Source organism: Spirosoma panaciterrae DSM 21099, from assembly GCF_000374025.1.
In the GTDB taxonomy this organism is placed as follows: domain Bacteria; phylum Bacteroidota; class Bacteroidia; order Cytophagales; family Spirosomataceae; genus Spirosoma; species Spirosoma panaciterrae.
The window spans coordinates 150,807-165,971 of record NZ_KB893172.1 but is presented as its reverse complement, the minus strand read 5'-3'; the positions used below and the strand labels follow the sequence as shown (position 1 = coordinate 165,971).

General features: G+C 51.0%; 6 protein-coding genes. All 6 read left to right on the top strand.

What is annotated here, in order from left to right:
• Window positions 1-96 precede the first annotated feature (96 nt).
• The 6 genes from B153_RS0100675 (at window position 97) to B153_RS0100650 (ending at window position 15,078) form a co-directional block, all read left to right on the top strand.
• Window positions 97-2,523, top strand: a complete 2,427-nt coding sequence (locus B153_RS0100675; RefSeq protein WP_020594720.1) for an ABC transporter permease — start codon at window positions 97-99, stop codon at window positions 2,521-2,523.
• Between the two features lie 98 nt (window positions 2,524-2,621).
• Window positions 2,622-5,030, top strand: coding sequence for an ABC transporter permease (locus B153_RS0100670; RefSeq protein ID WP_020594719.1), 2,409 nt, complete (start codon window positions 2,622-2,624; stop codon window positions 5,028-5,030).
• Window positions 5,031-5,114: 84 nt separating this feature from the next.
• The gene (locus tag B153_RS0100665; protein WP_020594718.1) at window positions 5,115-7,502 is read left to right on the top strand and encodes an ABC transporter permease; all 2,388 of its coding nucleotides are present in this window, start codon (window positions 5,115-5,117) and stop codon (window positions 7,500-7,502) included.
• 264 nt (window positions 7,503-7,766) lie between these two features.
• Window positions 7,767-10,151 (top strand): ABC transporter permease, encoded by a 2,385-nt coding sequence (locus B153_RS0100660; protein ID WP_020594717.1) that lies wholly within the window; start codon window positions 7,767-7,769, stop codon window positions 10,149-10,151.
• Between the two features lie 87 nt (window positions 10,152-10,238).
• Window positions 10,239-12,599, top strand: coding sequence for an ABC transporter permease (locus tag B153_RS0100655; RefSeq protein WP_020594716.1), 2,361 nt, complete (start codon window positions 10,239-10,241; stop codon window positions 12,597-12,599).
• 94 nt (window positions 12,600-12,693) lie between these two features.
• The gene (locus tag B153_RS0100650) at window positions 12,694-15,078 is read left to right on the top strand and encodes an ABC transporter permease (RefSeq protein WP_020594715.1); all 2,385 of its coding nucleotides are present in this window, start codon (window positions 12,694-12,696) and stop codon (window positions 15,076-15,078) included.
• The last annotated feature ends 87 nt before the right edge of the window (window positions 15,079-15,165 follow it).

Sequence of the window (15,165 nt, the reverse complement as noted above, 5' to 3'; positions counted from 1 at the left end):
ATAAACCCCTTAATTTTATGGTACACCATTTGGGGCTATATAAACCAAAAGAAGATAAGCCAAGAAAGCAACCCTTGTTTCCTTCCTTGCTCTGCTATGCTAAAAAACTATTTCACCACGGCTCTTCGTGCGCTTCGACGCAACTGGAACTATACGGTTATTAATGTTCTGGGCTTAACGTTTGGGCTGGCCTGCTGCCTGATTCTGTTCCTGGCGATCCGGCATGAGCTGAGTTACGACCGACATAATACCAACGCCGACCATACGTATCGACTCGTTTCGTACAATAAAAAATCGGAAGATGAAGGGCGTAACGTAGGTATCCCCTTACCGGCCCTGGCGGCCCTACGCAACGACTTCCCCGAACTGAAGCATCAGGTCACGATGGCGTATGGCCTGTATGACGGTCTGGTCAAGGTGAACGACAAAAAAGCCAGCAAATTTCAGGAGCCTGGTGGTGTGATTGCCTTCATCGAGCCCGAATACTTCCATATTTTCGATTACCAGTGGCAGAAAGGCAATCCACAAACCGCCCTTAAAAATCCGAACACAGTGGTGCTTTCGGAAGCCATCGCGCATAAATACTTCGGTGATGCCGACCCCATGGGCAAAAGCATCCGGGTAGAGAATAAAATGGACTTTACCGTAACGGGCATTATCCAGAATCCACCCGTTACTACAAGTGTACCATTTGACGTGCTGTTGTCCTTTGCATCCCTTAAACAATACGGTGTCAACGGTGGGTGGGATGACTGGGGGTCTACATACAGTGGGGCACATATTTACCTGACGCTACCCAATCAGGTCACCTCAACGCAACTGGAAGCTCAGTTGGTCCCTTTCGTGAAAAAATACATGAAGCCTGAGGAGGCTAGTGAACTCCAATATGAGCTACAGCCGCTAACCAGTATCCATTCCGATACCCGCACGGAGAATGCAGCCGGGCGCACCGTGAGCAAGCAGATGATCTGGGCTATGGCGCTGATTGGCCTGTTTATCCTCTTTACAGCCTGCATTAACTTCATCAATCTGGCTACGGCACAAGCCATTCGACGGGCCAAAGAGGTGGGCGTTCGGAAAGTACTGGGCAGTTCGCGCATGCAGTTAGTACGCCAGTTTCTAAGCGAAACGGGGGTGCTTGCCGTATTGGCTATCGTCCTGGCGTTTGGGGTTGCTTCACAATCGTTGCCCTATGTGTCGGAACTGCTGGACATCAAAGCGGATGCGCTGACGCTGTTCGATCCTACGGTAATTGGCTTCGTTATTTTACTGGCTATTCTGACAACCTTACTGGCTGGTTTTTACCCGGCCTTAGTGCTGTCGGGCTATCAGCCGGTGCAGGCGTTGCGGAGTAAAATTAGTAGGGCAGGTAGCGGGCAGCTCACCCTGCGCAGGAGCCTGATCGTATTTCAGTTTGCCATTTCGCAGATACTGGTTATTGGCACCATCGTCGCCTATAGCCAGATGAAGTATTTCCGCTCGGCCGACCTGGGCTATAATAAAGAGGCTGTACTAACGGTCAACATCCCCGAACGTAAACCGGGGCAACTGGAGCAGCTTCAGTCCGAAATCGCCCAACTGCCGAACGTAAAATCACTGAGTTATGGCATTTCGATCCCATCGGCCGACGGGAACTGGTGGACAGGTATCCGCTACGAAAACGCCGACAAAGATGCTGACTTTGGTGTGGTAATGCGCTATGCCGATACGGCTTATTTCAGTACGTATGGCCTCAAACTGATTGCCGGACGGATGTATCAGCCCGGCGACACCGCGCGGGATTTAATCGTGAATGAGTCGCTGGTTAAAAAGCTGGGCCTCCGCAGCCCGCAACAGATTCTGGGCAAATACATTACCATTGCCGGAGGCAACAACCCCAGAAAACAGGTAGTGGGCGTCGTTCATGACTTTAACACCTTCTCATTGCACCAGGAAACGAACCCCTGCATACTGGCTCCCCGTCGTAGTGCGTATCATTCGCTGGGTATCAAGCTATCGACCCAACAGGGTGGTACAGAAGCCATCAGTCGCTTGATCCGTCAGGTCGAAACCAACTGGAGCGCCGTCTATCCCGACTTTATGTTCAACTACGAATTTCTGGACCAACGCCTGGCCGATTTTTACAAAGGCGAAGAGCGTTTCTTCTCCCTCTTTCGATTGCTGGCGGGTATAGCCATTTTCATTGGCTGTCTGGGCCTGTATGGTGTGGTGGCCTTCATGGCCGAATCCCGCACGAAAGAGATTGGCATTCGCAAAACGCTGGGGGCATCGACAGCGCATATTTTCGGCCTGTTCTCGGTCGATTTCGTTAAACTGGTCCTCGTCGCTTTGGTCATTGCCTCGCCAGTTGCCTGGTATATCATGACGAAGTGGCTATCCGACTTTCCATATAAGATCGACATCGAATGGTGGATGTTCGCCCTGGCTGGTGTGCTGGCGGTAGGCATTGCCCTCGTCACGGTCAGTTTCCAAAGTATAAAAGCAGCCCTGATGAATCCGGTGAAATCATTGAAAACGGAATAGAAGGAGGAAAGGGAAGAAGGGGACGAAAGGGAGAAAAAGACTTCCGTTCAACTCCTTCCTCCCTTTCGTCCCCTTCTTCCCTTTCCTCCTATCTTCCCATGCTTCAAAACTATTTAACCATTACCCTTCGAACGCTACTTCGCTACCGGACGTATAGCCTCCTGAACATTGTTGGGCTGGCGGTTGGCATGACCTGCGGCATCCTGATTTTTCTGGTCGTCGGTTTTCAGCTTAGCTTCGACACTTACCACCAGAAAGCAGACCGGACTTATCGAATCGTCACCGAACTATCGCATGAAAACGTCACCTATTCGCGGGGTACGCCGAAGGCGATGGCCGACGTGTTGCGTCGGGATTATCCGTTTATCGAAAATGTAGCCCGAATCAAACGGGTGCGGAGTTGCCTGCTCAGCTTACCGGATGCCAAAGGGAGCCTTCTCAAAAAATTCCAGGAAGACCGAACGGTTGGTTTCGTCGACCCGCAGTTGTTCAATGTTTTTGATTTTCAATGGCAGACGGGCAACCCAACGTCGTCACTGACCCGGCCCAACTCCGTCGTGTTGACCGAGAAATACGCCCATAAATACTTCGGAGACAGCAACCCGATTGGCCGAACGCTCCGGCTCGACAACCAGTTGAACCTGACCGTAACCGGCGTATTGAAAGACCACCCAACCGCTACGAACCTGAGCGATGAAGTATACATTTCCTATAGCACCGTTCCGAGTCTGAGCAAAGACGTTGCCGAGTCGTTCCAGAACTGGGAGAATCTCGACAGCGAAGAAATGACGTATGTCACTCTACCAGAAGGCACAGCCGTCAGTCGACTGGAGGCTGTTTTTCCGGCTCTTACTAAACAGCACTATACCGCAGAATCGGCCAAAATCTACCATTTTCACGCCCAGCCGCTAAACGACGTTCATTTCAACCTCAACTACGGCGGCCGAATGCAACGCCCTTTGCTCTATGCCTTAGGGGCGGTTGGGCTGTTTCTGCTCCTGGCAGCCTGCATCAACTTCATCAACATGGCTACCGCCCATGCCCTTCGACGGTCGAAAGAAGTGGGCGTGCGGAAAGCGATGGGCAGTACACGGGCTCAGTTGTTTGGGCAGTTTATGACCGAAACGGCCCTTATTACGCTGACTGCCGTAGCGGTGGCCCTGGGATTGGCTCAGACCAGTTTGCCGATGGTCAACAAAGCGATGGCTGTTTTCAATCCTGCCTTTTCGCTCACTACCCTCCTGCAACCAACCTATTTAGCCCTGTTTATGCTGCTGATTGGAGCTGTGATCGGGTTGGCGGGTTTTTACCCGTCGTTCATTTTGTCAGGCTTTAACCCCATAGCTGCCCTGCGCCGAACCATGACCACTTCACAGGTAGGCGGCATGTCGGTCCGGCGCGGGTTGGTGGTGGTTCAGTTTTTCATCACCCAACTGTTTGTCATCGGCGTACTGGTCATCATGGCGCAACTCCGGTATGTACGCACAATGGATCTGGGTTTTACCAGAGAAACCGTTCTGACCATTCCGGTTCCGAGCACCGATCCGCTCAAACAGGAGACGCTTCGGGATAAACTACGTCAGATTGGTGCTGTTCAGGATGTAGCTATCGGCAATGCCCCACCAGCCTCTTCCATGATCAACGAAACCTCGTTTACGTACGACAACCGAACGGAACCCGAAAAATTTGAAACCAAAACCAAAGTAGGCGACAGTCGCTACGTGCCGCTGTTCGATCTGAAACTGCTGGCAGGTCGTAATTTCCGAACCAACGACACCACGGCTCACGAAATCATTGTGAATGAGATGATGGTGAAACTGTTAGGACTCAAATCGACCGATGAAATCCTGGGCAAACAGATCAATGTTTGGGAAGCCAATCATACGATTGTCGGTGTAGTAAAGGATTTTCATGTCAACTCACTGCGAAGGGGTGTAACGCCAACAGTAATTTTTCAGAATTTCTCCGAAAACCGGATGGCGGCTTTGAAACTACGGTCTACCAACCTCCCCGAAACGGTGAAGCAGGTGGAAGCGGCCTGGAATGGTTTATTCCCGGAGCAGGTATTCCGGTATCAGTTTATGGATGAGATTCTGGACCGCTTTTATACTGCCGAAACCATCATGCTGAGTTTTGCGCAGGTATTCTCCCTGATCGCCATTCTGATTGGTTGCCTGGGTTTATATGGGCTGGTATCGTTCATGGCCGAGTCGAAAACAAAGGAGATCGGGGTTCGCAAAACACTGGGGGCCAGCACATTTCAAATTCTGTGGCTGTTTGGCCGGGAGTTTGGCCGCCTTATTTTGCTCGGTTTTGGGCTGGCAGCACCGTTGGGCTGGTGGCTGATGCGTGCCTGGTTGCAGGATTACACCTACCGGATTCAGTTAGAATGGTGGTTCTTTGGCATAACCATCCTGATTTCCACCCTTATTACGCTCATTACCGTTTCGTATCAGTCGCTTAAAGCAACATTCCAGAATCCGGTTACGTCTTTGCGGAGCGAATAGCCTAGGGCATGGGGATACGGGCATGGGGTATCTCCGGTGCCAAATCACTACACCCTATGCCCCTACCCCTATGCCCTTATTCCTATGCTCCTTAATTATCTCAAAATCGCCTGGCGGAATTTGCGCAAAGACAAATTCTACAGCCTTATCAACATTCTGGGTCTGACCATTGGGGTCACCTGTGGATTACTTCTTCTGCTCTACGTAACCGACGAGCTGAGCTACGATCGGTATCAGGCCAATGCTTCGCAGATTTACCGAATCGTTTCGCACATTACCGAGCCGGATAAAGTGAACCGCTGGAGTAGCACCCAACCGGCGCTGGCCCCTACGCTGAAGAAAGATTACCCATTCGTCAAGAATTACGTGCGGTTCTTCCCCTACGGGCGGATGATGTTTCGGCAGGGCGAGAAGCGGTTTTACGAAGAGAATGTCTATTCGGCCGACTCCACGGTGTTCGATGTATTCAGCTACAAGTTTGTCGAAGGCGATCCCAAGACGGCGCTGGACCAACCCGGTTGTGTAGTTCTGACACAAACAGCCGCCCAGAAATTTTTCGGGTCCAAAAGTGCGCTGGGACAATCCCTACAAACGAACGATACGACGTTTTATAAAGTGACGGGTGTACTGGAAGACATTCCCAAAAACTCACACTTTACTTTCAACGCGCTCCTGTCGACCGGCCAGAATGAACGGCAGGCGGCTACGGTCTGGGGTGGTTTTTACATTTACAGCTATCTGGTGCTGCCCGAACATTTCGATACCAACATACTGGTCAGCAAATTTCCGCAGGTATACGACAAATACATTGGGCCGATCTTCAAACGGATGGGCATCAAGGTGACCTACGAACTCCAACCCCTCACGCGTATCCACTTGTATTCGAACATGGAAGGCGAGTCGAACGGCAATATCGGGTATGTCTATACGTTCAGTGCGGTTGCCTTCTTTATGCTCCTGATTGCGAGTATCAACTACATGAATCTGGCAACGGCCCGTTCGGCCAAACGAGCCAAGGAGGTTGGCCTTCGGAAAGTGATGGGATCGCTACGGAGCAGACTGATGGCTCAATTTCTGACGGAGTCGGTGCTGATGACGGTACTGGCCTTGACTTCCAGCCTGATTCTGGTGTTGATTCTACTCCCCTTTTTCAATAGCGTTTCCGGTAAAGACATTCACTTTGTTGAGCTGTTGCGACCACAGTTTTTGCTGATAGCCCTGGCCATTGTTGTCTTTACGGGTTTTATCAGCGGCAGCTACCCAGCGTTTTACTTGTCGGCTTTCGAACCGGCGGCTGTGCTTAAAGGATCGTTCAATGCCAAAGGCGGTAGTTTCTTCCGAAAAGCATTGGTGGTGGCTCAGTTTTCGATCTCCCTCATCATGCTCATTTGCACCTGGATTGTGTATAAGCAGTTGAATTTCATGCGCAACCATGATCTGGGGTACGACCGCGAGCAGGTGTTGACCATCAACTATCAAGACCGACAGCCCCGGGAAAGCTTCTACTCTCTCAAAAACAATCTACTGACCAATCCAAATATTCGAGCGGTAGCTTCATCTTCTTCGCCAGCCAGCAACATCGGCGGGCGGGTTATTTTCACGGTCGAGTCGAATACGGGTCTGAAAGAGATGGGGTTCAAGCCTGTACAGGTCGATTATGATTATCTCCAGACGATGGGCATGAAAATCGTGCAAGGCCGCAATTTTTCAGAGAAAATCCCGGCCGATACGCTCAACTCCGTCATTGTGAATCAGGCTGCCGTACAACGGATGGGCTGGAAGGAGCCACTGGGCAAAAAAGTGCTTCTGGGTGGTCTGCCGCAAAATGGACAGCCAAGCCCTCCCACAGCCCAGGTGATCGGCGTCGTGAAAGACTTCCATCAGCAGTCGCTCTACAACCCGATCGAGCCGCTGATTATTCTGTGCCGTCGGGCCAACCCAGTAATTCACATCAAGATACAACCGCAGAATGTGGAGCAAACAATCGCCTTTATTGGTCAGAAATGGCGCGAAACCTATCCCGACAAACTGTTTGAATACCGCTTTCTGGATCAGGATTTTGCGTCGGCCTACGAAGCGGATGAACTATGGGGCCGCATTTTCACGGCGTTTTCGATGCTGACCATCCTGATTGCCTGTTTGGGACTGTTTGGACTGGCAACGTTTACCACCGAACAGCGGGTGAAAGAAATTGGTGTCCGAAAAGTGCTGGGCGCGTCGGTAGCGAGTGTGGTGGTGCTACTGTCGAAAGACTTTACGAAACTGGTGCTTTTCTCGTTCCCCATCGCCATTCCGATTGCCTGGTATTCGATGTACAAATGGCTGCAGAACTTCCCCTTCAAAACCGATATTGGTGTATGGGTTTTCGTAGCCGCCTGTGTACTCACCCTACTGATCTGCTGGGCTACGGTTATTTACCAAAGCCTGAAAGCCGCCATAACCAACCCCGTCAAAAGCTTGCGCAGCGAGTAGTCCGAACCGGGATTTATGGGATTTGACGGACCGACTTTGATTATGCCTTCGAAGAAGGCTGTTAAAAAAAATCAAAGTTGGTCCGTCAAATCCCATAAATCCCGGTTCGGACTGTCCGTAAACGACTACCAACCGTCCGTTTGCGGACAAGACCGTTTTGCACTAAAAAGGCAAAAACCCTGACAATAAGCAACATATAACACAGAAAACGATTTGGTCATGTATTTGTAGTATTAGCTGTTATCTTAACAAGAAACGCCGGTCATGATCAGGAACTACCTCAAAATTGCGTTGCGGAACCTTTGGAAGAACCGCCTGTTTAGTAGCCTCAACGTTATGGGTATGGGGATCGGGCTGGCTGCTGTCGGGCTGATGGGCTTGTATGTCATCCACGAGCTTAGCTACGACCGTTTTCATACCAATGCCGACCGCATTGTTCGGGTCGTTCACTATGCCAACTGGCCCGGTGGCAATCTGCAACTGGCGCCAACCTCCGCCCCGTTTGCCGACGCCCTGAAGACCGAATACCCCGACATTGAAAAAACAGTACGGATTCACCCCGAAGGGGGTGGCCAGATTACTTACAAGGATAAAAAACTGGACGTTGGCGACATTATGTTTGCCGATAAAACGGTCTTCGATGTCTTTTCCTTCCCGTTTCTGTACGGCGATCCAGCCCACGCTTTAGCGGAACCCCAGAGCATTGTACTGACGAAAAGTTTGGCCGAAAAGCTGTTTGGTGATGCCGCTAAAGCCGTTGGACAAACCATCGAGTTTAGCAACCATTTCCCCAACAAGGTAACGGGCGTTATCGACGACATTCCTTCCAATTCTCATTTGCAGTTTAGTGCCCTGCGTTCGCTGCCCGACAATTTCACCAACGGATGGCAAAACTTCGAGCTGTACACGTACCTGCTGCTAACCAAAGGCAGTGATTACAAAGCTCTGGAACCCAAACTGGCTTCTTTCTTTCCCAAATACCTCAAACGGGAAATGGGTGAGTTAACCTACCAGATGGAGTTACAGCCGATTACGTCGATTCACCTCCATTCGCATCTGGATTACGAAATTAGCCCTAATGGCAACAGCACCACCATCTATACCTTTGCCGTAGTAGCCGCGCTGATTTTACTGATTGCCGGTATCAATTACGTCAACCTTTACACCGCCCGTTCCATAAGCCGTACCCGCGAAGTAGGTGTTCGGAAAGCGATTGGCTCCCGGCGCGATCAGTTAATCAGCCAATTCCTGGCCGAGTCGATGCTGATGGCGTTTCTGGCTAGTCTGGTTGGGCTCTTACTGGCCAGAGTGGCCCTACCGCTGTTCAATGAGCTGGCGGGCAAATCGCTGTCGATAAGTCAATACGGCCCTGTGGTAACGGCTTTGGTCGTGGTGGTTTTCACCCTTTTGCTCGGGGTTGGCAGTGGTCTTTATCCAGCTTTCCTCCTCTCCGGCTTCCGGCCCGTTGTGGCCCTGAATGGCCGACTGGGTCTAAAACTTGGGGGCAGTCGGTTTCGTGAAGCACTGGTTGTTTTCCAGTTCGTTGCCGCTGTTGTTCTGATTGCCTGTTCGTGGGTAATTTACCGACAGATGGGCTATTTCCTGCATAAAGACCTGGGATTCAACAAAGACCAGGTATTAACCTTCCACCTCGACAACCAGGACGTTCGTAAACAGATTCAGTCGCTGAAAGAAGAGCTTCGGAAGAGCCCGCTAATTGAGCAGGTATCGGCGGCTACCAATCCGATTGGCAACAATAATATCGGCACCAATGGTATGTTTTTCGAACAGAACGGCACCATGCCAACGTCTACGCAGATCGTTCAAACGTTCCAGGTCGATGCCGACTATCTGAACACGATGCAGATCAAATTGCTGGAAGGCCGCAACTTTACGGAGTCGATCAGCGACGGGTTTGGTGCCGTGCTGGTTAACGAAACGCTGGTCAAAAAACTGGGCTGGCAGCATCCGCTGGGCAAACGGGTGAAGTATTTTCTGGGCAAAGATCAAACCGCCGAAGCACGGGTAGTGGGTGTTGTGAAGGACTTCCATACGTACTCGCTTCAGCATAAAATTGAGCCGCTGGTGCTGCAAATGCCCGCCCCTGACCAGAAAGACAATCTCTATGTACGCATTCGGCCCGCTAAAACGACCGAAGCTCTGGCTTACATCCAATCGGTTTATCAAAACTTTGACCCTGATGCGGAGCTAGATTTCCATTTTCTGGATGAGAATTTCTCCAGACAATATCAGGCTGAGCAGAAGCAGGGGCAGGTCTTGCTCACGTTTACCATACTGGCGGTACTGATTGCCTGCATGGGTTTGTTCGGCCTGGCCGCTTTTGCCGCCGAAGCCCGGACCAAAGAAATCGGGGTTCGGAAAGTTCTCGGCGCATCGGTAGCCAGTATTGTTGCCCTACTCAGCAAGGATTTCCTCAAACTGGTGGGCATTGCGATTCTGATTGCCACCCCGCTTGCCTGGTACGTAGCCAATCAATGGCTGCAAAGCTTTGCCTATAAGATTGACCTTGCGTGGTGGTTCTTCGCGCTGGCGGGCCTGATTGCCATTGTCATTGCGTTGGCCACCGTCAGTTTCCAGAGCGTAAAAGCCGCGTTGATGAATCCAGTCAAATCACTGAAAACGGAGTGAATGGCATAGGGGGTTGGGCATGGGGTAACTCCGACACCCTACCCCTCACCCCATGCCCCTTACCCCATGCCCAACCCCCTATGCCCTATGCTAACCAACTACGTCAAAATCGCTTTCCGAAATCTGCTGCGCAGTAAAGGGTTTTCGGCCATCAACATCGTTGGGCTGTCGATTGGTATGGCCAGCGCCATTCTGATTATTCTCTGGATTCAGCATGAACTGAGTTACGACCAGTTTCATGAAAAGAAAGACCGGATTTATGAAGCCTGGAATCGTTCGATATTCAGTAATAAACTGGAAAGCTGGAATACGACACCAAGGGTACTGGCGAAGACGCTTACCCACGATTTCCCGGAAATAGAACGCACCGCCCGCGTCGACTGGACCCAGGACATGCTCTTTACCGTTGGTGATAAACGATTGGTTGCGAAAGGCAACGTCGTTGATTCAACGTTTCTAAGCATGTTCAGTTTTCCCTTGCTTCGAGGCAATCCGACCACGGTGCTGAATGGTGCCAATACCCTTGTCGTTACGGAGAAGCTGGCGCAAAAGCTGTTCGGCAATGCCGACCCTATGGGTCGTACCGTGAAGCTGAACAATAAAGACTTCTTCACCATAACTGGTGTCTTGAAAGACCTGCCTACCAACACCCGATTCAACTTTGAGTATTTACTATCCTGGGCCTACAATCGGCAGAATGGCAACGACGACGAATATTGGGGCAATAACTCAACCCAAACCTACGTCGAGTTGAAACCGAAGGCTACACTGGCCTCCATCGAGCCTAAGTTAAAGTTGCTGCGTAAACAGTATGACAAAGACGACCCGAAAGGTGAATTTTTCCTCTACCCCATGAGCCGGTGGCGGCTGTACTCCAGTTTTACCCATGGAGTAGAAAACGGCGGCCTGATTGATTTTGTCAAGCTCTTTGGCCTCATCGCCGTCTTTATTCTGCTGATTGCCTGCATCAATTTCATGAACCTCAGCACGGCCCGCAGCGAGAAACGAGCCAAAGAGGTAGGCATTCGGAAAGCGTCGGGAGCGCAGCGCGGTTCATTGATTGCTCAGTTTCTGGGTGAGTCTATTTTAATTGCCTTTCTGGCGGGTATTGCCGCTCTTGGCATTGTACAGGCCAGTTTACCCGCCTTCAACACCCTGACCGACAAACTGCTGTCGGTTCCCTACAGCCAGGGATATGCCTGGGTCTTTTTTATGGGTTTTGTGCTGGTGGCCGGGTTGCTGGCGGGTTCATATCCAGCGTTTTTCCTCTCGTCCTTTAAACCCGTAAACGTGTTAAAAGGCCACTTCCGAAAGGTCAACGCGCTTATAACGCCCCGGAAAGTGCTGGTTGTTCTTCAGTTCACCTTCGCCGTCATGCTGATCATCAGCACCATTATTGTTCGTGAGCAGATTCAGTACGCCCGCGACCGGAATATCGGCTATGCCAAAGACAATCTAATTTACCACAGCCTGACGGGTGATATTGGCAAAAACTACGAACTCATCAAGAACGAGTTGATGGACGGTCAGATAGCCGTTTCGATCAGCAAAACCAGTGCCCCACTGACGCAGGGATGGAGCAACAGCTGGGGGTTCCAATGGGCCGGGAAAGCTAAAGATGATAAAACCATTATTGATCGGTACGTTGCCGACGACAAGCTGATTAAAACAACGGGACTGCAACTGGTACAGGGCCGCGACTTCGATCTGAAACAATACCCCAGCGATTCCACGGCGATGATTCTGAACGAGTCGGCCGTCAAGTTAATGGGTTTCAAAAAGCCCATCGGGCAGGTCGTACAAGACAACGGGCGCGACTGGCACGTGGTGGGGGTTATCAAAGATTTTATTCTTCAGTCGCCCTACTTTCCGACGAAACCGATGGCCATCGAAGGCAGTAAAGGCTGGCTCAGTATCATGCATATCAAACTGAATCCGGCCAATACAACCGAACAGAACCTGCGCAAAGCCGAGGCTATTTTCAAAAAATACAATCCCGAATATCCGTTCGACTACAAGTTTATCGATCTGGAATACGCCCGAAAATTCGATAACGAACAACGGATTGCTACCCTTTCGGGCCTGTTTGCGGGTCTGACCATCATTATTTCGTGCCTGGGCTTGATTGGTCTGGCAACGTTTACGGCCCAGCAACGCACCAAAGAAATTGGCATCCGCAAAGTACTGGGCGCATCTATACTGAGTGTAGTCGCCCTGCTTTCCAAAGACTTTGTGCGGCTGGTAGTCATCTCGATCCTGATTGCCTCACCGATAGCCTGGTACGCGATGGATAAATGGCTGGCCGACTATGAGTACAAAGTACAGATTCAGTGGTGGATGTTTGTGCTGGCGGGCCTGCTGGCCGTAGGGATTGCGTTGTTGACCGTCAGTTTCCAAAGCATAAAAGCAGCCTTGATCAATCCAGCTAAATCACTTAAAACGGAATAAATAGCAGAGGGCAGAGGGGTAAGGGCATGGGGTAAGGTGTCGGAGTGACCCTATGCCCTTACCCCTCTGCCCTCTGCCATTCCCCCCTTTTCCTATGCTTCGCTTCGCTATTCGTAATCTCCTAAAAACCAAGCTATTTGGCTTGCTGAATGTAACAGGTCTGGCTGTCGGCATGGCGGCATCGGTGCTTATTCTGCTGTGGGTCCAAAACGAGTTAAGTTTTGATAGCTATCACACGAAATCGGCCCGTACCTATCCGGTCATCACGCATAATCAGGTCAATAAAGAGGAAACCTGGCACTGGTCTACCACACCCCTCCCGCTGGCAGAACTAGCTAAGCAGTTGCCTGACGTGGAAACACTGACCCGCCTTTCCAAACCCTTCTGGAATGGGCTGACGATGAAAATCGGGGGCCAATTGATTCAGGAACCCAAAGTGGCCTGCGTCGATGAAAATTGGTTTTCAGTATTCGATTATTCACTTGTCGATGGGAGTCTGACCGATTTTAACCGCAACATGCGCAGCCTAGCCCTGGCCGAATCGAAGGCCACCAGGCTGTTCGGGTCGGCCAGAGCGGTTGGTCAGTTGGTTCGCATCGATACGTTGGATTATGTCGTTCGGGCGGTCTTTAAGGATAATCCCGTCAATTCGAGCTTTCAGTATGATTGTCTGATCCCTTTATCGGCGCACCTGTCGAACCCCAATACGTATAAAAACGAGAACAACTGGAACAATTTCAACTACGAAACCTACCTGGTTCTCCGCCCCGGAGCCGATGCCCGGAAAGTCAGTAAAAAACTGACCCAGCTTGTGCAGGTTGCCAAAGCCGACGAGAAAACAAAGAAACCCGATACAAGCATCACCCTCGAACTGGAATCCCTGAACGATATGCACTTCGATACTGTCGACCGATCCGGCAGCGAACAGGGCGACCGACGAACTGTGTATATCTTCTTCGGGCTGGCGCTGGCGATTCTGCTCATGGCCTGTATCAACTATGTGAATCTGACAACAGCCCGCGCCAGTATTCGGGCCAAAGAAGTGGGTGTCAAGAAAATCATCGGGGCAGGTCATTCACAATTATTTGCCCAGTTTATGCTGGAATCCATCCTGATGTGCACCGCAGCACTGGGCATTGCGCTGGTATTGACTTATAGCTTTCTGCCCGTATTTAATAGCCTGACGAACAAAACGTTTTCGATCAACTTTGGCAGTATCTCGCTATGGGCTGTTCTGATGGGTACGGCCTTGACGGCAATCATTCTGACGGGCATTTACCCAGCCATGTTGCTGTCTTCATTCCAGCCGGTCCGGGCCATACGAGGTCTCAATGTGCTGGGGTCTTCTAACAGCCTGTTTCGCAAAAGTTTAGTGGTTGTCCAGTTTAGCATTTCCATTGCATTCCTGATTGCCACGCTGGTCGTTTACTATCAAATCAAGTTCATTCGCACAACAAAACTGGGTTACGATCGCGACCATATTCTGTCTCTTACTATTCCCTGGAACGTTCAGCCGAAAGTTGATCCGCTGGTTATGAAAAGTCGGTTGCTCCAACAGTCCAGCATTAAGGAAGCGACCATTGCCAGCCAGAACATCGTCGAAATCAAAAGTGCGCACAGCGGCAGCCTCGACTGGGATGGCCGCCCAGCCGATTTTCAGCCCACCGTCGGTCAGATCTCGGTCGAGCCTTCGTACCAGAAAGTTTTCAACCTGAAAATGGCCGAAGGGCGCTGGTTCGCTGAAAATAATACGGCCGACGAGCAAAATGTTATTCTGAACGAAGCTGCTGTCCGCAAATTCAAGCTACGAAAACCCGTCGTTGGGCAGCGATTCCATTTTCAGGATTTGAAGGGTGTGGTAATGGGCGTCGTTAGGGACTTCCACTTCAAAAGCCTGCACGAAGAGATTAGCCCACTGGTGCTATTCAACAAATCGGGCTGGCGCAGTGGCATTTACGTAAAAATTGTACCAAGCAAGGAGGCTGATGCTATTAAAGCCATTCAGCGAATCTGGACTGAGCTGGTACCAAGCCGCCCGCTGGAGTATACGTTTCTGGACGAAACCTTCGACCGGCTCTACAAGACCGAAGCGCGTACCGCCACCCTGTTTAATGCCTTTGCGTTGGTTGCCGTCCTGATCTCCTGCCTGGGGTTGTTCGGCCTGGCTACGTTTACGGCCGAAATGCGGACGAAAGAAATTGGAATCCGAAAAGTGCTGGGCGCATCGGTGGTCAGTCTGATGACGCTGCTATCGACCGACTTCCTCAAACTGGTTCTGATCGCAATCGTAGTAGCCATTCCCATCGGTTACTATTTCATGCATAGCTGGCTTCAGTCCTTCGCCTATAAAATTGACCTTGCCTGGTGGCTCTTTGCTTTAGCGGGCTTGTTGGCTGTGATCGTTGCTCTGCTCACCATCAGTTTTCAAAGCGCCAAAGCCGCGCTGACCAACCCCGTGAAGAGTTTACGGAACGAGTAAGCAGTGGGGAAAGGGGTAACACCCTCTCCCCTACCCCCATACCCTATGCCCCTTCGCCCCTTTGTCCACTGGCGTACAATGTTTTGT

Excerpts from the sequence above, each read along its gene's own strand:
- B153_RS0100675 (WP_020594720.1), top strand. The coding sequence starts at position 97 with ATGCTAAAAAACTATTTCACCACGGCTCTTCGTGCGCTTCGACGCAAC.
- B153_RS0100670 (WP_020594719.1), top strand. The coding sequence starts at position 2,622 with ATGCTTCAAAACTATTTAACCATTACCCTTCGAACGCTACTTCGCTAC.
- B153_RS0100665 (WP_020594718.1), top strand. The coding sequence starts at position 5,115 with ATGCTCCTTAATTATCTCAAAATCGCCTGGCGGAATTTGCGCAAAGAC.
- B153_RS0100660 (WP_020594717.1), top strand. The coding sequence starts at position 7,767 with ATGATCAGGAACTACCTCAAAATTGCGTTGCGGAACCTTTGGAAGAAC.
- B153_RS0100655 (WP_020594716.1), top strand. The coding sequence starts at position 10,239 with ATGCTAACCAACTACGTCAAAATCGCTTTCCGAAATCTGCTGCGCAGT.
- B153_RS0100650 (WP_020594715.1), top strand. The coding sequence starts at position 12,694 with ATGCTTCGCTTCGCTATTCGTAATCTCCTAAAAACCAAGCTATTTGGC.